The sequence below is a fragment of the Cerasibacillus sp. JNUCC 74 genome, from assembly GCF_053667775.1.
In genome coordinates this window covers 1,839,813-1,860,667 of sequence record NZ_CM132207.1, presented here as the reverse complement: position 1 = coordinate 1,860,667, position 20,855 = coordinate 1,839,813, and the positions used below count along the sequence as shown (strand labels likewise).

Below are 20,855 nucleotides of genomic sequence, written 5' to 3'. Positions count from 1 at the left end.
ATAAAAATGCTATAATTGCCAATGAGGTGATCGTATGCCATTTGACGGTATTGTAACGCGTGCAGTAACAGAAGAGCTAAAAGCAGAGCTTACTTTAGGAAAGATAACCAAAATTTATCAACCTACGGAGACAGAAATCGTCTTAACTATTCGTAATAAACGTAAAAATTTCGTTTTGTTACTTTCTATCCATCCAACCTATGCTCGAATGCATCTAACAAATGAACAGTTTGCGAATCCAAAAGAACCACCAATGTTCTGCATGGTTTTGCGAAAGTATTTATCTGGGGCGTTCATAGAACAAATCGATCAACTTGGAATGGAACGGATTGTACAATTTACTATTCAAGGAAGAAATGAAATTGGTGATCTGTCCACGAAGAAATTGATTATTGAATTGATGGGAAAACATAGTAATCTATTGCTTGTAGATATAGACCAGGGGCATATTATCGATAGTTTAAAACATGTATCAAGTTGGCAAAATCGACATCGAACTATTCTTCCTGGTCAAGCCTACTTACTTCCTCCCAAACAGGAGAAATTGGATCCCTTGACAATAAATGCAGAGCAATTCGTTAATAAACTTGATTTTAATGCAGGCAAGCTCGACTCCCAAATCGTTAATTATTTAACAGGTTTTTCACCGATTATTGCAAAAGAGATAGTTCATCGTACTCATTTAGGTGATCGGAGTAAATATAAACAAGTTTTCTCCGATATTCAGATGCATTTACTTGAAAATGAATTTACACCTGCGATTTACCAGCATCGAAAAGAAGATTTTCATGTCATTCCTTTAACTCATATTACTGGTGAAAACATGACTTTCTCTACAACTAATACCATGCTGGATCAATTTTATACAGGAAAAGCAGAACGGGATCGTGTCAAACAACAAGCAAAAGATTTGTATCGCTTTTTGAAAAATGAACGAGATAAAAATCGTCGAAAGTTAAAAAAACACGAGCAAACGATTAAAAAAGCTAAAAATAAAGAAAAATACCAACGACTAGGTGAATTATTAACAGCACATTTACATCTTGTATCAGCTGGTGACCAAAAAGTAACGGTAACTGACTACTACGATCCGGAACAAAAGAAGATAACTATTGATTTAGATCCAACGAAAACACCAAGTGAAAATGCCCAACATTACTTTAAGACATACCAAAAATTAAAAACATCAGAGCATAAAGTAACAGCAGAAATCGAAAAGACAAAACGGGAAATTGATTACTTAGAACAACTACTTCAGCAAATAGATATAGCTAGCAGTAATGATGTTCAGGAAATTCGCGAGGAACTTCGTGAAGAAGGCTATTTAAAAATGCGTACAATCGCAAGGAAAAATAAGCACATGGCTAAAAAGCCAGTGCCCGAGAAATATATAGCATCTGACGGAACTACTATATTAGTTGGTAAAAACAATAAACAGAATGAGTATTTAACGATGAAACTCGCTGCTCGTGATGATATTTGGTTGCATACAAAAGATATTCCCGGTTCACATGTCGTTATTCGCTCGAAGGAGCCAAGTGAAGAAACATTGCAGGAAGCAGCACAGTTAGCTGCATATTTTAGTAAATCTCGACAATCTTCCTCCGTACCTGTTGACTATACAAAAATACGACATGTAAAAAAGCCAAACGGTGCTAAACCTGGATTTGTAACTTATGATAGTCAAAAAACACTCTTTGTTACTCCAAATAAGCAACTTGTTAAGCAATTAAAAACGCTCAAGGAAGATTCAAAATAAAATCTTCCTTGAGCGTTTAAGAGGTTGTTTCAAAATGTCCGGTAAAAATCACACATTGAATTTCATCGCACGTTAGAACGTATAAAATGTTAACATTGAAGTTCATTCAATCTATTTGAACACGCAATACAACAAATTAGATTGCTCGGGGCTTTAATTGAACATCGATATTTCCTCTTGTTGCTTTTGAATAAGGGCAAACTTGATGTGCCTTTTTCGCTAGTTCCTCTGCTTCGCTCTGTTCAACACCCTTTATTTTAATCGTAAGTTCTACCGCAATTTTAAACTCATTATCGTCAGAGTCCTTAAGCAGACTAACTGCAGCTGTTGTTTCGGAATCAATTTTCTTTTTTTCTTTAGAGGCAACTAAATGAAGTGCACCATCATAGCAAGCTGAATAAGCTGCTGCAAATAATTGCTCTGGATTTGATCCTCTAGCTTGTTTATTATTTGCCGGATTAACAAGTGCTAAGTTAATTAAGCCATCATCTGATTGCACATGTCCATCTCGACCATTTTTGGCAGTTGCTGTCGATGTAAAAATAACATTTTCCATGCTTATCACTCCTTTTTACAAGCTACTAATATATACCCTTTTACTGATTTAGTTTAAACACCAAGCCCTAAAAAGTTAAAAATGATACGAGTTCATCAATAAAATGGTTGACCTGAGGCAATGCGCGTACTCCCTCTTGAAAACAAACCCACGTATGCCTAGATACTGCTTTTCCATTTAATCGTAAAGGAATATTCGGATACTCCTCCTTCATCGAATCAGATACACTTTCAGGCAGTACTGCCATGCCAAGTCCTTGCTTCATTAGTTGCTTACAGGTTTCTATTTGATCAACCGTAATCGTTTTAACCGGCTTAATCTCATTCTGATGGACATATAGCCAATTATCTACTAACTCATGCATGCTGTCATCGGACTTGAAAGCAATTAATGGTCGTTCCTTTAATTTATTTTTCGGGAATTCCTCTGTATCAAAAATATATAGAGGATCATCAAACAAACGAATACACGTACTTTCCTTCAACTTTTTACCACGAATAATGCACACATGATAGTCTTTATGATTCCGTTTAATATCCTCACTTATACCTGTTACTAAATCTATCGCCACCTTTGGATACTTGGCTGTAAACTTTCCCAGTAAGGCAGGAAGAAACCGCTGGGAAATTAATGAAGAGCACGCAATAGATAACGTTCCCTGAACCTCGTTATGCGAAAGAATTAATTTATTTTTTAATGATTGCTCTCTTTCTATTACTTTTTGAGCATGGTCTAAAATAATTTCACCCTCTGGTGTTGGAATCAGTTTTTTTGGAGTACGTATGAATACATCATGACCAAAGTATTCTTCCATATATTTGAGCCGTTGTGTAACAGCAGGTTGTGATATTAATACCGTTTTAGCTGTACCTCTAATCGTTCCAATTTCTTGCAATTTCAGCAATAATTTATAGTCGTCTATCTTCATTTCTCCCCAACCTCATTTCCTCTATGATTCAGTATATTTATCCTACATCTAACCGGCAGTATGTCCTCCACCTGGAAGAGTAAGTGGAATCAAGAAGTCTAACAGCAAGTCAAATGTCCGATTGGTTCGGGCCAACAGGACTAGAGTGACTGCTTGATAGACATCGCACGAAGAAAAAGCGTCCTTCTTTTTCAAGGATAAGGAAAGTTTCCTTGAAGCAGTACCACACGAAGAAAAAGCGGTTTCCTTTTTCGAGGATGTCGCGCTTTTAGCTTGAGACCCTTTGTATGGCGATGAACGAACCTCCACTGATGGAAGTGTCACTTTATCATCTCAAACATATATATAATTTATCTAATAAGAAATTATTATCACTTTCTATTATATAACAGTATTTTACTTATTGCATTACGATGATATGCTTAAATGAAGAGAAAAAGTTAGGAGGGATAAACCAATGGATGAAAAAGAAAAAGTGAGACTGGCATTTGCTAAAAATAAGCAGGCTTATATCTCAAGCAGTACGCACAGGAAGAAGAGCGATCTAAAATTAATCGAAGCTTGGCTGCAACCAACAACAACGATGAGGTTATTAAATATAGCAACTGGAGGGGGACATGTTGCTAAACATCTTTCTTCATCTGTCGCTAAGGTATATGCAACAGACCTAACAAAAGAAATGCTAGAAAACACAAAAAAGCACTTACAATCTTTCAAAAATTTTGAATATCTAATAGCAGACGCTGAGCAATTGCCCTTTTTAGACCACAGCTTCGAGCTAATCACATGCCGAATTGCTGCACATCATTTTCCCCACCCCGAGTTATTTATCCCGCATGTAAGGTGCCGTAAGACTCCCACTTCAAGAGCCTTGAGTTGATACAAAAGGTCTAAGTGGGAGAAAACGGCACCTAAATGCCCGATTCGTTCAACTAACATTCAGTAGGAGATGGAAGAAAACTCCTACTGAATGAAGGTTCATTTTATTCAAGAGGTTAAGCGTGTGCTTAAACCAAAGGGGAAGTTTCTATTAATTGACAATATTGCTCCAACAAGTCAAATCCACCGTCATTTTTTACATCAATTAGAAAAGATGCGTGATGAAAGCCATGTTAACTATCTAACTATGTCAGAATGGAAATCACTGTTTCAGAGAAATGGCTTATCGATTTTAAAAGATAAATTTCAGAAAAAAACATTATATGTAAAAGAATGGAGTAACCGAACTTTGGATACGATCGAAGAAAAGCAACAGGTTGCCTCTTTTTTACTACATAAGAAAATATAATTTTTTTCATTGTGGATTACTTTTTTAAAAGAAGAGCTTCGTCCAGCTTAAGCGCTCAGCGGCTAGCAAACTTCGATCTTCTTCCTACGATAAGTCAACTATCGGCTCAAATCTAAGGACTAAAAGCTAGCTTGCCGCTTTAGGCGTCGGCATAACCTTGTTTTAGAGGTATGTTTCCTTTATCTCGTCAGAAGAGTCTCCAGTTTGTACACCGCTAAACGAGCACTTATAGCCTTTGTTAATACGCGCCAATAAAGAAATAACTACCTATTTTCAAATTAAAACAAAAAATAAGAAACCTGAATGCTTCTCTATCGATGAATGGTTTGTACTGCTTGAGCATGTATAGAAAGAACAGCTAGCTATAGCAATTTAGGGCCTCCTCTCTTATTATCTTCTATATGGACAGTAAAAGATTTGGCCCCTTCTATTTATTTTACAAGCTGTCTCTCCACTCGAACAGTCTCTGTTTATCCGTTTCATCAATAGTTTCATCTGCTTTTAGTACATCCATTAATGCATCGAACCCGGTAATTGTGTGGTAAGTGAATCCTGCTTGATGAAAATTAGCAGTAGCTTTTGGCAGTCCATATGTAAAAATAGCTAATACACTTAATACTTCAGCACCAGCTAACTGCAAAGCTTTAGCTGTTTCAATAGATGATCCGCCGGTAGAAATTAAATCTTCTATAACGAGCACGTTTTGTCCTTTCTCTATACGTCCTTCTATTTGGTTTCCCTTTCCATGTGCTTTCGGTTTAGAACGAACATATACCATTGGTAGATGGAGCGAATCGGCTAACCATGCTGCATGTGGAATACCAGCTGTTGCACAACCTGCTATTAGATCCGGTTTATATTGTAACTCTTCTATTAAATGGATAAACGCTTGCGTTATTTCTTTACGAATCGGCGGATAAGACATTGTCAAACGATTATCGCAATAAATAGGTGATTGAATACCTGAAGTCCATGTGAAGAAGCCTTCTGTCTTAATTTGTACTGCTTTTATTTTTAGTAATTCGCGGATGAGTTCTTCATGCTTTGCCATCTTCCCACTCTCCTTTTATTTGTTCATATGCTTGTCTCGGATGCGTAGCTTGCGTGATCGCTCGACCAACAACGATCCTATCAGCACCATGATTTTTCGCAGTGGTTGGAGTTGCAATTCGCTTTTGGTCATTATCTTGTGAATTAGTTAGACGGATGCCCGGAGTAACAGTTAGAAATGATGAATCACATGCTTTTTTCACAAGGTTTGCTTCATGAACAGAGCATACGACCCCATCTGCTCCATTTTGCTTGGACAACTTGGCAAAATGGACGACATTATCGGGCAAATCACCTGTTAGCTTAACTTCACGTTTCATTGTTTTTTGGTCCATAGAAGTAAGAATCGTTACTGCTAACAATTTCGTGCTTCCGCTAGGGTTACCAAGTAACAAGCCTTCTTTAGCTGCCTGGATCATGTCTCCGCCCCCAAGTGCATGAACGTTGACCAAATCTACTTCTAATTGAGCAAGACTTCGCATTGCTCGCTTTACTGTAGTTGGAATATCATGCAGTTTTAAATCCAGAAAAATGGAGTGGTCATTTTTCTGTAATTTTTCAATTAACGCTGGTCCCTCACGATAAAAGAGCTCCATCCCTACTTTTACCGGGATACCAGCTAATTCATTTTCGGTTAAAAATGCATTTGTTTTAGACCAATCCGGAAAATCAAGAGCTAAATAAATTGCTGGATTCATTCGCAAATCGCACCTCCAATTGCCGCTTTCACCGAAGAGAAACCATACTTATTGAGCGTATCCGGTAATTGTTCAATAATTTCCATACAAATGTACGGATTTTGAAAATTAGCAGTGCCTACAGCTACAGCACTTGCTCCTGCCAATAAAAATTCAAGTACATCTTCTGCATTCATAACGCCGCCCATTCCGATAATGGGTATCGTCACCTGTTGTTTTACTTCATAAATCATCCGAATGGCTACCGGCTTAATGGCTGGTCCGGATAAGCCACCTGTATAATTAGCTAGCAATGGGCATCTCGTCGGTAGATGGATTTGCATACCTGTAATGGTATTGATCATCGATAACCCATCCGCTCCTGCTTGCTCTACCGCTTTTGCCATCGCTACGATATCTGTTACATTTGGTGACAGTTTGACATATACCGGCAACTGACTTACCTCTTTTACCATCTCCGTTATTTTTTGTGCCATATAAGGATCTGTTCCAAATTGGATGCCGCCTTGCTTTACATTCGGGCAAGAAATATTTAATTCCAATGCCGCTACTTGATCTGATTCATTAAATGCTTTGGCAACTTCTTTATATTCTTCCAGCGTGCTTCCAGCGACATTAGCAATAATCGGTACCGAATAACTGGCAAGAAACGGGACTTCTGTCTCAATAATTTTCGCAACTCCCGGATTTTGTAAACCAATTGCATTTAACATCCCCGCCTTTGTTTCGGCGACCCGGGGTGTTGGATTACCATATCGCGGCTCTAACGTTGCAGCTTTCATTATTACAGCACCCAATTTATTGAGATCATAAAATTGACTATATTCTCTACCAAAGCCAAAGCAGCCAGAAGCAGGCATAATTGGATTTTTTAATGATAATCCAGGAATTTCAACAGCTAAATTCATTGCAGCTGCACCTCCTTCGCTGAAAAAACCGGACCATCTTGACAAATCTTTTTGTAACCACCTTGATGATCTGTAGGAATAACGCATGCAAAGCAGGCACCTACTCCACATCCCATGCGTTCCTCTAAAGAAATATACCCCTCTACGTTTACCAATCGCCGTTTCACTGCGGATAACATAGGCACTGGGCCGCAAGTATAATAACGATGAATAGGTTTAGTGAAATTGTCCAAAACATCTGTTACCAAACCTGTTTTTCCATATGATCCATCGTTTGTAACAATGATTGTTTGCGCAAGCTGCTGAAATTTTTCTTCATAAAACACGTGTACTTTTGATTGAAACCCCAATAAAGCGAAAAAGTTGACCTCTTGTTCATGTAATTTTCTCGCTAAATAGTAGAGCGGGGGGACGCCGATTCCCCCACCGACTAATACAACTGTTGAATCACATTTCATATCTAGTGGAAACCCATTACCATTTGGTCCTAGAGCATCTATCGCTTCCCCAACTTGACGGGTTGCTAACTGTCTCGTCCCTGCTCCCAGTATTTTAAATACAATAGTTACCGATTCGTTTTCCTTGTCCACATCGGCAATCGAAATCGGGCGTCTTAACATATGACTCGGTACAAGTAAATGTAAAAACTGTCCAGGAACTGCGTGCTTACTAATATATTTATTTGCCAACACCATCTCTACCGTATCCAAAGCAATTTCCCTTTTTTCCGTTATCTGCATAAGCTGTTTTTGCATCAGATCACAACCTCTTTATGTTTTATTGGTCTCGCTTGAAACGTCATGGAATCAATCATATGCAATATGGCATTAGCAGTATCAAGATTCGTTAAACAAGCAATTCCATGCTCCACTGACTCTCTGCGAATACGAAAACCATCGGAACGTGGTCTTTTTCCAGATGTTAACGTATTAATGACGTATTGTACTTCACCATTTTCAATTACAGAAAGCACATTTGGTTCTGTTGCTCCAATTTTTTTCACTTCGATAACTGGAATATTGGCTTGACTAATATAATCGGCAGTCCCTTCCGTGGCATATAGCTGAAAGCCTAATTGATGAAATCGTAAGGCAATATCCAGCATTTCCCCTTTATCCTTATCAGCTACCGTTAGTAGCACTGCCCCCTGCTGTGGCAGTTTTAATCCTGAAGCAATTAATCCTTTGTATAACGCCTTTTCTAATGTCTTGTCATAACCGATCGCTTCACCGGTTGATTTCATTTCAGGGCCTAAAATGGTGTCTACACGGCGGAGTTTTTCAAAAGAAAACACCGGTACTTTAACCGATACTTGATCTTCTTCTGGTAAAATGCCTGTTTGATACCCCATTGGTGCGAGCTTCTCACCTAAAATACATTTTGTCGCTAAATTTGCCATGGTTACTCCGGTAATTTTACTTAAAAAAGGTATTGTCCGGCTTGCCCGAGGATTAACCTCTAAGACGTAGACTTGTTCCTCACTGACAATAAATTGAATATTGATCAGTCCTTTAACTTTTAATCCTTGAGAAAGACGGATTGCTGCTTGTAGGCATTGTTCTTTCACCTGTTTGCTTATTCGTTGTGGCGGGTAGACAGCAATCGAATCTCCCGAATGAACTCCGGCTCGCTCAATATGCTCCATGATTCCAGGAATAACGACGGTTTCTCCATCACTTATTGCATCGATCTCTACTTCCATACCCGTAATATATTTATCAATAAGAATCGGATGTGTATCGTTTACATGTTCCGTTTTTGCGAGATATGCCATTAGTTCCATTTCATTGTAAACTATTTCCATTCTAGATCCACCAATAACATAGGATGGACGTACTAGCACCGGATACCCGATTGCTTCAGCAACTTCTTTAGCATTATCCATCTGCATTACCGTTTTTCCTTGTGGCCGTAGCAGCTGTAAATCATCAACCAGCAGTTCAAATTTGTCTCGGTTCTCTGCCTGATCAATCGCTTCTAGGCTAGTACCAAGTATGGTTACCCCACGACGCTCTAAACCTGCAGCCAGATTAATTGCCGTTTGTCCCCCAAATTGAACGATGACCCCTTCTGGCTGTTCCAAATGAATGACATGCATGACATCTTCTAATGTGAGTGGCTCAAAATACAACTTATCTGAAATGCTAAAATCAGTAGAAACCGTTTCAGGATTATTATTTATAATCATTGCTTCATAACCCATTTCCTTAATTGCGAGCACAGAATGAACCGTTGCATAATCAAATTCGATTCCTTGACCGATGCGAATGGGACCTGATCCTAAAATGAGCACTTTCCTTCGTTCTGACCGTACCGATTCATTTTCTTCTTCATATGTGCTATAAAAATATGGCGTTTCAGAAGCAAATTCTGCTGCACATGTATCTACCATTTTATAGACAGGTACGATCTGGTGCTCTTGCCTTAGGTAATAAATTGCATCTTCGTTTTTTTTCCATAATCTTGCAATATGTTTATCCGAAAACCCTCGCAATTTTGCTTCTTTCAGTAAAGCAAGTGAATCTACGTTTTTTTCCAGCAATGTCTCGAATTCAATCCGTTTATTTATTTTATATAAGAAAAATCGATCTATTTTGGTTAGTTGGAAAATTTCTTCTATGGTTATCCCACGACGTAACCCTTCAGCAACGACAAAGATTCGTTCATCATCTGCTTTTTTCATGCGTTGTTTAAGTATCCTTTTATCAACATCGACTAGATTTTCTAGCCATAAATCGTCCGTTCCTATATCCAGTGAGCGAATCCCTTTCAGTAATGATTCTTCAAAATTACGGCCGATTGCCATCACTTCACCAGTTGCCTTCATTTGTGTACCAAGGTGACGGTCACCTGAAATAAACTTATCAAATGGAAAACGTGGTATTTTTGTAACAACATAATCAAGTGCCGGCTCAAAACATGCATATGACTTTCCTGTAATTGGATTCATTATTTCATCAAGCGTTAAGCCTACTGCAATTTTGGCAGCCATTTTAGCTATGGGATAGCCAGTTGCCTTTGAGGCAAGAGCTGATGATCTGCTTACACGAGGATTTACCTCAATGATATAATACTGAAAGCTATCGGGATCAAGAGCTAACTGAACATTGCATCCACCTTCAATTTTTAATGCCCGGATAATTTTCAACGATGCATTGCGTAACAACTGATACTCCCGATCACTTAATGTTTGGGAAGGAGCAACTACGATAGAATCACCAGTATGTATTCCAACTGGATCGATATTTTCCATATTACAAACGACAAGCGCCTGATCGTTTTTGTCTCGCATTACTTCATATTCAATCTCTTTAAAACCAGCAATATTTTTTTCGATTAAACATTGATGGACGGGAGAAAGTATTAAACCATTCCGAGCAGTCGCGATTAACTCTTCTTCCGTATTACACATCCCACCTCCTGTTCCACCAAGGGTGTAAGCTGGTCGAACAATGACTGGATAGCCGATTTCATCAGCAAATGAACAAGCTTCTTCCACCGTATGAACAATTTGACTTGCAGGAACAGGTTCGTTTAATTCATTCATCAAGTCCCTGAACTTTTCACGATCTTCTGCTTGTTGAATAGCTTCCAATGTCGTTCCTAACAATGTAACATTGTATTCCTCAAGTATCCCGGTCTCGTCTAACGCAACGGCTAAATTAAGTCCGGTTTGTCCGCCAAGTGTAGGTAAAATCGCATCTGGCTTGTCGATACGGATAATTTTTGTTAAAAATTCCACTGTCAATGGTTCCATATATACTTTATCAGCTACGGTATGATCAGTCATGATCGTTGCGGGATTCGAATTTGCCAATAATACAGTATAATCTTCTTCTTTCAATGCTTGACAAGCTTGGGTTCCGGAGTAGTCAAACTCTGCAGCTTGACCAATAACAATCGGACCTGAACCAATGACAAGGATTTTAGAAATTGCTTCGTTTTTAGGCATAAACTTCTCCCCCTTTATTTATAGCCTGGATAAGTTCTAAAAATGTATCAAACAAATAGCTGGTATCTTCAGGTCCGGGCGAACTTTCCGGATGATACTGCACAGAAAAAGCTGGATAAACCGTATGTCTCATTCCTTCCACCGTTCCATCATTCAGTGCAATATGCGTAAGCTCCAGCTCAGTTGTTGTTAACGATTGTTTTGTAATCGCATAACTATGGTTTTGTGACGTGATATACGTTTTATCCGTTTTTATGTCTTTTACTGGATGATTCGATCCACGATGACCAAACTTTAGCTTTTCTGTATCGGCACCGCAAGCTAATCCTAAAAGTTGATGACCAAGGCAAATTCCAAAAATGGGGATTTTACCAAGAACTTGCTTGACCATTTCAATCGTTTCGGGAACATGTTTCGGATTTCCCGGTCCATTCGTTAACAATAACCCATCTGCCTTTAAACGTAAAATCTGATTTGCATTATAATTATATGGTACGACGGTAATATGGCAATTTCGTTTAGTTAACTCCCGCAAGATACCGTGCTTCATACCACAGTCAACAACGACGACTCGTTTTCCTCTCCCTGGAACAACATATGGCTTCAGTGTAGAAGTTTTCTTTACTTGATCAATGGGAAATTCTGTCACTTGTAACTGTTTAACTATTTTTTCCGTATCTTCGGATAGATCTGTAATTTTCGCTTTCATTGTTCCATAGTTACGGATAATTTTCGTTAATTTTCTCGTGTCAATTCCAGAAATTCCAGGGATATCATTTGCTTTTAAATAACTATGTAATGTTTCTTCACTACGAAAGTTAGACGGATAATCGGTGACTTCCTTGGCGACAAATCCATGAATAAATGGGGTTACTGTTTCCTTATCATCCCGATTTATCCCATAATTTCCACAAAGCGGATATGTCATCATGACAATTTGTCCGCAATAAGAAGGATCTGTAATAATTTCCTGATAGCCTGTCATTCCTGTGTTAAACACAATTTCTCCAGTTGTTTTTCGTTCACTTCCAAAACCTTCACCAATAAATACGGTACCATCTTCTAAAACCAATTGACGGTTGTTCATCTTAGCTCCTCCCTATATGCTATCTTGCCTGCTGCGATCGTTAATACCGGAATTCCTTGTACCTTCCATCCATCAAACGGCGTATTTTTCCCTTTTGAGTATAGGTCGTGTTTATCGATTTTTTTCGTTTTTTCTAAATCAATGACGGTTAGATCTGCACTACAGCCTTCTTTTAGACGACCATAAGGTAAATTAAAAACACTTGCTGGCTTTATAGTTAACCAATTAATTAATTGCCGTAGACTTACTTTTTTAGTTAAGACAAGCTTCGTATAAAGTAGGGAAAAGGCATGCTCTAAACCAACAATTCCAAAAGGGGATTGTAACATACCTTGCTGTTTTTCTTCTACCGCATGTGGCGCATGATCGGTTGCAATAAAATCGATCGTCCCATCTAATAATCCATCTAACAAAGCCGCTTGATCTTCTTTTGCTCGTAATGGCGGGTTCATTTTATAGTTTGTGTCGTCTGTCGCAATAGCTTCCTCATTTAACAATAAGTGATGTGGGGTGACCTCTGCAGTAACATGAATTCCGGCTTTTTTCGCATTGCGGATTACCCGAACAGATTCTTTGGTACTAACATGACAGACATGATAGTGACATCCCGTTGCCTCAGCTAGTAAAACATCTCTAGCAATTTGCACCGATTCACTCACCGAAGGAATGCCTGGTAGCTTCAGCCGCTTACTAACTTCTCCATCGTGAATCACTCCCCCATAGACAAGGGAATTATCTTCACAATGAGCAACAATCGCTTTATTATTTACTTTAGCCAGTTTCATAGCTTCAAACATCATATGTGCTGATTGAATACCAACACCATCATCTGTGAATGCGAATACACCTTGATTCGATAATGCACTTATATCTGTTAATTGATCACCACATAACTGCTTCGTAATCGAAGCATATGGTAAAACGCGGATATCCGCATCCTGCTTAATCTTTTCCTGTAATGCTTGAATTTTAGCGACATTATCAGGTACTGGATTTGTATTTGGCATTGTACAAACAGTAGTATATCCTCCTCGTGCTGCTGCTTTTGTACCGGTTTTAATCGTTTCCTTATGTTCACCACCAGGTTCTCGTAAATGGACATGAACATCGATAAATCCGGGTACTGCTAACTTCCCACTTCCATGAATTATTTCATCAGCCGCTTCATTAATTTCTCCATCCATTCTTTTAAACTTTCCATCTTCTATAAGAATGTCACGAACAACTAACTCCCCTGTAGTTAATAGGCTGTTGACGTTTTTCAACAATCGCTTCATCAATAATCCCCCACTCTTGTAATAATTTCACAATAATTGCCATACGAACATAAACCCCATTATTCATCTGTTTAAAAATTCTTGAACGTTCACATTCTACTAAATCCGAATCAATTTCCACATTGCGATTAACTGGTGCTGGATGTAGTACGATTGCATGAGGCTTCATTGCTTTTTCTCGTCTTTTTGTTAATCCGAATTGCTGTAAATACGATTCCTGTATATATGCTGTTTCATGTCTTTCATGCTGAATACGGAGAAGCATGAGAACATCACTAATTTGTACTGCTTGATCTATGGAAATGTATGGAAAATCAAGTGATTTATCCTGCCAGTCATTCGCTGCAGTTAGATAAACATTAGCCCCTAGTTTTTGTAATGTATATGCGTTTGATTTAGCTACACGACTATGCGAAATATCTCCGGCAATCACAATATTAAGACCTTTAAATTGTTGATACTCTTGATAGATCGTTAATATGTCAAGTAAACATTGTGTTGGGTGTTCTTTTTTGCCAGCACCCGCATTAATAATTGGAAGCGAAAAATGATTTCCTATTTCTTCTATCCAGTTGTCGTCACGATGGCGAATTACTAATAAGTTAGCTCCAATTGCTTCAAATGTTTTGGCTGTGTCGTACAATGACTCTCCTTTTTGTGTACTGGAATGTTCGACATTAAAATCCAATACATCCATCCCCAGTCTGCGTTCAGCTACAGAAAAGCTCATTTTTGTGCGTGTGCTTGGTTCAAAGAATAAATTAGCTGCAAAGAGCTGTTTTTTTAAAGTCAGCTGCTCCTTACGATAATGCTCTGCCGTCTGTAATAAATGAATAATTTCTTCTTCATTCCATTCGTTAAGAGAAATAAAGTGTCGCATAGCTTGCCCTCCTTATACCTTTTCTATCAAGTGAAACTTCATTCCATGTTGATTTTCCTTTATCCCTCTTGTAGCAGCGTTTACAGCCGCTTAGATCGGGATGAAAAACAACTTAGCTAGCACCACCCTTTACCTTAAACGATTCGCTACTTTTCAAAAAGGATAGCCACCAGATAAAGCAGATATGATCTCTGACAAGTAAAAAACCTCTTTGCAAAAGGTCGCAAAGAGGTAAACGTGGGCTAAGCACACGCATATCTTTTCAACCTTTCAGATCTCTCGTACCTGATTAAAGGTTTATTCATATTTTATTTCAACCGTCTATTTTTCATAAATGCTTACCGTATCTTCGGTATTATCAACTTCTTTTAGTTTTACCATAATAATTTCTTTTTCAGATGTTGGAATATTTTTTCCTACGTAATCTGCACGAATTGGCAATTCGCGATGTCCTCTATCTACAAGCACTGCCAATTGAATCTGTGCAGGTCTGCCAAGATCCATAACTGCATCCATCGCAGCACGAACCGTTCGTCCTGTATATAGAACATCATCTAGCAATACTACTTTTTTTCCATTTATATCTGTTGGAATATTTGCCGCCTTTAGATCCGGCTCTTCATTTTCTGTCACTTTGTCTAAATCATCACGATATAAGGTAATATCTAACTCACCTACGGGAACATCAATATTTTCAATTTTGTTTATTTTCTCTTGTAGTCGCTTTGTTATCGGTACACCCCGTGTTTTTATGCCAACAAGAACTAAATCGTCGCCGCCTTTGTTCTTCTCCAGTATTTCATGAGCAATTCTTGTTAACGCGCGATTAATTGCTGCTCTATCTAAGAGATCTGCTTTTTTCTTCATATGTCCCACCGTCCTATCCTTCTAATTAAGTCAACTTTTATAAATCAAATAGCGATAAATATTGCTTCTATTCCAATCTAAAAACGGATATAGCTTCCCTAGATATGTTAGAAAAACTTGGCTTATCGCCAACTCATTAGCGGAAGCCGTAGTTTTTCTTATACCATAAACCCTAAAATTTTATACTTTCCTATAGTGCAAAAAATCCTTTTTTCCATGAGGAAAAAAGGATTAGATTTTACCATATCATTCCGCAACCTTTTTAGCCTCGCTGGACTAATATTAAAGGAACATATTGTATTTATCTTTTTTATTATGACAAATCCTTGATCGTTTGTCAATACATTTTACGAATGTAAGCAATAATTTCTTGAAAATATTTTGGTAAATCTACGACAAAATGTAACTTTTCCTGTGTAGTCGGATGATAAAAGCTTAGTTCTTTAGCATGCAATACTTGCCCGTTTACGTTCAATGTTTTTCTCGGTCCATACTTAGGATCTCCTACAATCGGATAGCCGATATATTTCATATGAACACGAATTTGGTGAGTTCTTCCTGTTTCCAGCTGGCATTCAATATGCGTGAAATCTGGATAGCTTTCGATCACACGAAAATGAGTAACTGCTCGTTTTCCATTTTGTACCACAGCCATTTTTTGTCTCTCTTTTGGATCTCTGCCAATTGGTGCATCAATCATCCCATTTTCATGAGAGATTTGCCCATGTACAATTGCTTGGTAGGTTCGTTTCATTGTTTTATTAGACAATTGGTCAGCCAAATGAATATGTGCTTCATCATGTTTGGCAACAACTAATAAACCACTCGTGTCTTTATCAATTCGGTGCACGATTCCCGGTCGCTCTTTTCCATTGATTTGCGATAATTTTTGACAATGAAAAAGCAGTGCATTTACTAATGTACCTTGCTGATGACCAACAGATGGATGAACGACCATTCCCTTTGGTTTATTAACAACTAGGATATCATTGTCTTCGTAGACGATATCCAAATCAATTGCTTGGGGAATTAATTCTAATGGCTCAACTTTGGGGATCTTCCATTGGATCACATCCCCTTGTTGACATTTATAATTTGCTTTCACTAGGTCATCATTCACGGTAACAAGTTTGTCCGCTATCCACGCTTGTACTTTTGAACGGGATGCTTCTTTATTCAAATCAGCTAACAGTTTATCGATTCGGATTTGATGTTGTTCTTCTGATACGATATGTTCATTTACTGTCATGATTGTACTTTTCCCTTCTTTCGTTCATCGATAAACATGGCAATAATAAGAAGAAACACTCCGACAACTAAACCGGAATCAGCTATATTAAAAATTGGAAAATCATAGCCAATAATAATGAAGTCAAAAAAATCTACAACTTCTTTCCGAAACAGCCGGTCAATAAAGTTACCAATAGCTCCTCCTAATACCAAGCTTAAAGCTAGTGCTAAAAGCTTACTTTCCTTTGCATAGGTTTGCATATAGTAAACAACGCCAATAATAACGATCACGGTGACAATATAAAAAAACATCATTTGCCCTTGCAATATGCCCCATGCTGCTCCTGTATTTCGGTGGGACGTTATGTAAAAAAATCCATCAATGACGGTACGTTGTTCCCCGAGCTCCATTGTTTTCACAATCACCCATTTTGTGGCTTGGTCTACTACGATAATAAGTAGTGCGATGACATAATACCAATACATTACTTTTCCTCCGAACTTTTGTGATCTGTCTTTTTTATGGTAACCGTTACGAGTAAAAATAGCAATTAATTTTCACATAAACTAAGATCCAACTCGGGAAGTATTCATATTTTATTCTTTATGCATGGATAATAATTAAGAAAAAGCACGTAATTAAAAACAAACCAGTGAAAACAAAAGCAAGAAGCGTTGGTTAGCGATGTACAAACTAGTGAGCTTCGAGATAGAGTAAAAAGGCATTCTTTTCTCCTTGAAAAAGACGGACACTTTTTCTGCGTGCGGTGTATTGCTGCCAAAGTCTTTCTTGTCCTGTCCACCGAACGAATCGGTAAATTAAAACCGTTTCTCTCAAAAACTTCGCAAAATATAAGCAAATTTTTCAAAGGCGAGAAGTACGGCGCCTGACATTCGGGATAAAGTGAAACTTCATTTCTTGGAATGTTTTTCCCAAGAAATGTTAGATGAACGAATCGGGGATTTAGGAGCCGTTTTTCTCATCTTGTTTGCAACATTAATAACACATTTTTGAATTGAGAAAAATACGGATCCTTACATCCGGGATAAAGTGAAACTTCACTTCTTGGAATGTTTTTCTCAAGAAATGTTAGATGAACGAATCGGGGATTTAGGAGCCGTTTTTCTCATCTTGTTTGCAACATTAATAACACATTTTTGAATTGAGAAAAATACGGATCCTTACATCCGGGAAAAGAAAACATACCTCTAAAACAGAGGTATGGCGACAGCCTGAGCGGCAAGCCCGTTTTTGGTCGGCCTTCAGATTTGAGCAGATGTTGACTTATCGTAGGAAGGAGATCGAAGTTTGCTAGTCGCTCGAGCGCTTACGCTAGATGACGAAGCCTTTTTCAAAAAAGTTACCCACCATGTTAAAAACAAATATAGGTTCCCAGACACTCAAAAAGGTTAAATTCCCTGTTCTGGAATTTAACCTTTTCATCATTAAACGAGATTATTTTCCTTGACGATCGTCGCACAACGAGAGCAAAGTGTTGGATGTTCACTCACTTCGCCAACTGTATGAGAAGCTACCCAGCAACGTTCACATTTTTCACCAGGATGTTTGGCAACACGAACGTCAACATACGTATATTCTTTCCCGTCATCCAGTTTTTGAACCAAATCTACTTCAGAAACAATTAAATATTGATGAAGCTCATCAATTGATTCCAATACCTGTTTCGTTTGTCCGTCTTTTGGCATAATGATAAGCTTTGCTTCAAGCGATTTTCCAATTATCTTTTCATTTCTCGCTTCTTCTAACGCTTTTAATACGTCGTCACGCACAAGCATAAAGTGATCCCATTTCTCTGCAATTTCTTGAAAATCCGGCATTTCCTCAGGGTTTGGTATATCTGTTAATTGAACACTTTCTTCCTCCGTCTCAGGAATGTATTCCCATACTTCATCCGCTGTATGTGGAATAATCGGAGTCAGTAATTTAACAAGTGCGGTCAAAATTTCATAATAACCCGTTTGAATACTGCGTCTGCGCTTATTAGCAGCAGCCTCTATATAAAGGATATCCTTTGCAAAATCCAAATAAAATGAACTTAAATCTACCGCACAGAAATTATGAATTTGATGAAAAACAGGAGAGAACTCATAATTCTCATAGCTGTGTCTTACATCTGTTACTAACTTCTTAAAGCGATGCAGCATATATTTATCTACTTCTTCTAACTCCGCATATGGAATGCGATCGGTAGATGGATTAAAATCTCCAAGATTAGCTAGCATAAACCGAATCGTATTACGAATTTTACGATATGCTTCAGAAATTTGTTTTAAAATATCATCAGAAATACGTACATCTGCTTGATAGTCAACCGATGAAACCCAAAGCCGTAAAATATCTGCACCAAGTTGCTTTTGAACTTTTGCAGGCTGAATGACATTTCCTAATGACTTACTCATTTTTCGCCCTTCGCCATCCAACGCAAAACCGTGACTGATCACTGTTTTATAAGGTGCTTTTCCAGTTACTGCAACAGAGGTAGACAACGAAGAATTAAACCAGCCGCGATATTGATCACTTCCCTCCAAGTAAATATCTGCAGGGCGATAATGATCTTCTCTACCCATTAAAACAGCCTCATGTGATGATCCTGAATCAAACCAAACGTCCATTATATCTGTCTCTTTTGTGAAAACACCATTTGGACTGTGCTCCGATGTAAAACCTTCCGGCAATAAATCTTTTGCATCCCATTCAAACCAAATATTAGATCCATGCTCCCTGAAAAGATTTGAAATATGGGTAATCGTCTCATCTGTAATAATTGGTGTTTGATCTTCGGCATAAATTACTGGAATTGGTACGCCCCATGTACGTTGACGTGATATACACCAATCTTCACGATCACGAACCATATTGTATAAACGAGTTTCTCCCCATTGCGGATACCAATTTACCTTTTTAATTTCATCTAAAATCGTTTGCCGGAAATCTTTAATAGAAGCAAACCATTGAGCAGTCGCCCTAAAAATAGTCGGCTTTTTCGTCCGCCAATCATGTGGATAGGAATGAGTAATAAATTGTAGTTTTAATAAGGCGCCGACTTCTTCCAGTTTTTCAGTTATTACTTTATTTGCTTTATCATAGAATAATCCTGTAAATCCTGGCGCTTCCTCGGTAAATACACCTTTTTCATCAACCGGACATAAAACTTCAATTCCATATTGTTTTGATACATAGAAATCATCTTCCCCATGACCAGGAGCTGTATGAACACAACCAGTTCCGGCATCTGTTGTAACATGATTACCTAGCATCACAAGTGAATCACGATCATAGAATGGATGTCTTGCAACGATGCGATCTGCCTTTTCCCCCGTGAACGTTTTAACAATTTGATAATCTTTCCATTCTAATTCTTCCGCTACCATTTCTAATAATGCTTGCCCAACGACGTACCTTTCACCATCAACAGCTACTACTACATACTCTAATTCCGGATGTATACAAATACCTAAGTTAGCAGGTATGGTCCAAGGAGTTGTTGTCCAAATAACAATTTTATCGCCAGCTTCCAGCAATCCCCTACCATCTGTTACTTCAAAAGCAACATAAATAGATGGCGATCGTTTATCATAATATTCAATTTCTGCTTCCGCAAGGGCTGATTCTGAAGAAGGAGACCAGTATACAGGTTTTAAGCCTTTATAGATATATCCCTTTTTCGCCATTTCTCCAAAAACTTTTATTTGCGCCGCTTCGTAATCTTTTGTTAACGTAATATATGGGTTATCCCAATCACCGCGAATCCCTAGCTTTTTAAACTGATCACGTTGATTGTCAACCTGTTCCAGTGCATATTCTTCACATAATTTACGAAATTCTGCAACGCTCATTTCTTTACGATTGATTTTTTTCTTCTTAGTTAAAGCTGTTTCGATTGGTAATCCGTGTGTATCCCAACCAGGTACATAAGGGACATTATACCCCGTCATTGATTTATAACGGGTAATAAAATCTTTTAATATTTTGTTAAGCGCATGACCAATATGCAAATCACCATTTGCATAAGGAGGTCCATCATGCAAAATAAAAGCAGGGCGATCCTCAGTTCGCTTTAAACTTTTTTGATATAAATTTTTCTCTTCCCATTCCGCTTGACGAATTGGTTCTTTATTAGGTAAATTACCTCGCATAGGGAATGCGGTTTTTGGCATTAATAACGTATTTTTATAATCCATCTTTGCTTCCTCCTTAAACTATCTATCGAAAAAGGCTTCCATTTGTAAAACCCTTCATCCAGTTTAATAATTTTCTTGTACCGGCTTTTGATGCAGTAAATTTCTAGTTTTTACTGTCTTAACATATTAGAAAACTTGGCTTGTCGCCAAGTCTTTAGCGAAAGCTGTAGTT

Annotated in this window: 17 protein-coding genes; 3 read left to right on the top strand and 14 right to left on the bottom strand. The window is 38.1% G+C overall.

Going from position 1 to position 20,855, the window contains the following annotated elements; translation table 11 throughout:
• The first annotated feature begins 34 nt into the window (after nt 1–34).
• Entirely contained in the window at nt 35–1,759 is a 1,725-nt protein-coding gene (locus JNUCC74_RS08140) for an Rqc2 family fibronectin-binding protein (protein WP_454067618.1), read from the top strand.
• A gap of 136 nt (nt 1,760–1,895) precedes the next feature.
• On the opposite strand, the gene JNUCC74_RS08135 is transcribed toward JNUCC74_RS08140, so the two are convergent.
• Nucleotides 1,896–2,315, bottom strand: a complete 420-nt coding sequence (locus JNUCC74_RS08135) for an organic hydroperoxide resistance protein (RefSeq protein ID WP_454067617.1) — start codon at nt 2,313–2,315, stop codon at nt 1,896–1,898.
• Nucleotides 2,316–2,382: 67 nt separating this feature from the next.
• Nucleotides 2,383–3,243, bottom strand: coding sequence for a LysR family transcriptional regulator (locus JNUCC74_RS08130; protein WP_454067616.1), 861 nt, complete (start codon nt 3,241–3,243; stop codon nt 2,383–2,385).
• A gap of 457 nt (nt 3,244–3,700) precedes the next feature.
• Here JNUCC74_RS08130 and JNUCC74_RS08125 point away from each other — a divergent pair, with 457 nt between their 5' ends.
• Nucleotides 3,701–4,123, top strand: a complete 423-nt coding sequence (locus JNUCC74_RS08125) for a class I SAM-dependent methyltransferase (protein ID WP_454067615.1) — start codon at nt 3,701–3,703, stop codon at nt 4,121–4,123.
• Nucleotides 4,124–4,246: 123 nt separating this feature from the next.
• A complete protein-coding gene (locus JNUCC74_RS08120; RefSeq protein WP_454067614.1) occupies nt 4,247–4,531 on the top strand; it encodes a hypothetical protein in 285 nt (94 codons plus the stop codon).
• 436 nt (nt 4,532–4,967) lie between these two features.
• Here JNUCC74_RS08120 and pyrE read toward each other — a convergent pair whose 3' ends face one another.
• From pyrE to ileS, 12 genes are all read right to left on the bottom strand, one after another.
• Nucleotides 4,968–5,582, bottom strand: a complete 615-nt coding sequence (gene pyrE / locus JNUCC74_RS08115) for an orotate phosphoribosyltransferase (RefSeq protein WP_454067613.1) — start codon at nt 5,580–5,582, stop codon at nt 4,968–4,970.
• Nucleotides 5,569–6,279, bottom strand: coding sequence for an orotidine-5'-phosphate decarboxylase (gene pyrF / locus JNUCC74_RS08110; protein WP_454067864.1), 711 nt, complete (start codon nt 6,277–6,279; stop codon nt 5,569–5,571). Before pyrF ends, pyrE begins: the two co-directional genes overlap by 14 nt.
• On the bottom strand, nt 6,276–7,187 hold the full coding sequence (locus JNUCC74_RS08105; protein ID WP_454067612.1) for a dihydroorotate dehydrogenase: 912 nt from the start codon (nt 7,185–7,187) through the stop codon (nt 6,276–6,278). Before JNUCC74_RS08105 ends, pyrF begins: the two co-directional genes overlap by 4 nt.
• Nucleotides 7,184–7,942, bottom strand: coding sequence for a dihydroorotate dehydrogenase electron transfer subunit (locus tag JNUCC74_RS08100; protein WP_454067611.1), 759 nt, complete (start codon nt 7,940–7,942; stop codon nt 7,184–7,186). The genes JNUCC74_RS08105 and JNUCC74_RS08100 overlap by 4 nt, the downstream gene beginning before the upstream one ends.
• Nucleotides 7,942–11,139 (bottom strand): carbamoyl-phosphate synthase large subunit, encoded by a 3,198-nt coding sequence (carB, locus tag JNUCC74_RS08095; RefSeq protein WP_454067610.1) that lies wholly within the window; start codon nt 11,137–11,139, stop codon nt 7,942–7,944. Before carB ends, JNUCC74_RS08100 begins: the two co-directional genes overlap by 1 nt.
• A complete protein-coding gene (gene carA / locus JNUCC74_RS08090) occupies nt 11,132–12,226 on the bottom strand; it encodes a glutamine-hydrolyzing carbamoyl-phosphate synthase small subunit (RefSeq protein WP_454067609.1) in 1,095 nt (364 codons plus the stop codon). The genes carB and carA overlap by 8 nt, the downstream gene beginning before the upstream one ends.
• Nucleotides 12,223–13,503, bottom strand: coding sequence for a dihydroorotase (locus JNUCC74_RS08085; protein WP_454067608.1), 1,281 nt, complete (start codon nt 13,501–13,503; stop codon nt 12,223–12,225). The genes carA and JNUCC74_RS08085 overlap by 4 nt, the downstream gene beginning before the upstream one ends.
• Nucleotides 13,442–14,383 (bottom strand): aspartate carbamoyltransferase catalytic subunit, encoded by a 942-nt coding sequence (locus JNUCC74_RS08080; protein WP_454067607.1) that lies wholly within the window; start codon nt 14,381–14,383, stop codon nt 13,442–13,444. Before JNUCC74_RS08080 ends, JNUCC74_RS08085 begins: the two co-directional genes overlap by 62 nt.
• A 321-nt stretch (nt 14,384–14,704) precedes the next feature.
• Complete coding sequence (pyrR, locus tag JNUCC74_RS08075) at nt 14,705–15,250, bottom strand: bifunctional pyr operon transcriptional regulator/uracil phosphoribosyltransferase PyrR (protein ID WP_454067606.1); 546 nt, start codon at nt 15,248–15,250, stop codon at nt 14,705–14,707.
• Between the two features lie 337 nt (nt 15,251–15,587).
• Nucleotides 15,588–16,499: an RluA family pseudouridine synthase gene (locus JNUCC74_RS08070; protein WP_454067605.1), complete on the bottom strand. Its 912-nt coding sequence runs from the start codon at nt 16,497–16,499 to the stop codon at nt 15,588–15,590.
• On the bottom strand, nt 16,496–17,026 hold the full coding sequence (lspA, locus tag JNUCC74_RS08065; protein ID WP_454067863.1) for a signal peptidase II: 531 nt from the start codon (nt 17,024–17,026) through the stop codon (nt 16,496–16,498). Before lspA ends, JNUCC74_RS08070 begins: the two co-directional genes overlap by 4 nt.
• A 900-nt stretch (nt 17,027–17,926) precedes the next feature.
• Nucleotides 17,927–20,683: an isoleucine--tRNA ligase gene (gene ileS, locus JNUCC74_RS08060; protein ID WP_454067604.1), complete on the bottom strand. Its 2,757-nt coding sequence runs from the start codon at nt 20,681–20,683 to the stop codon at nt 17,927–17,929.
• Nucleotides 20,684–20,855 lie beyond the last annotated feature (172 nt).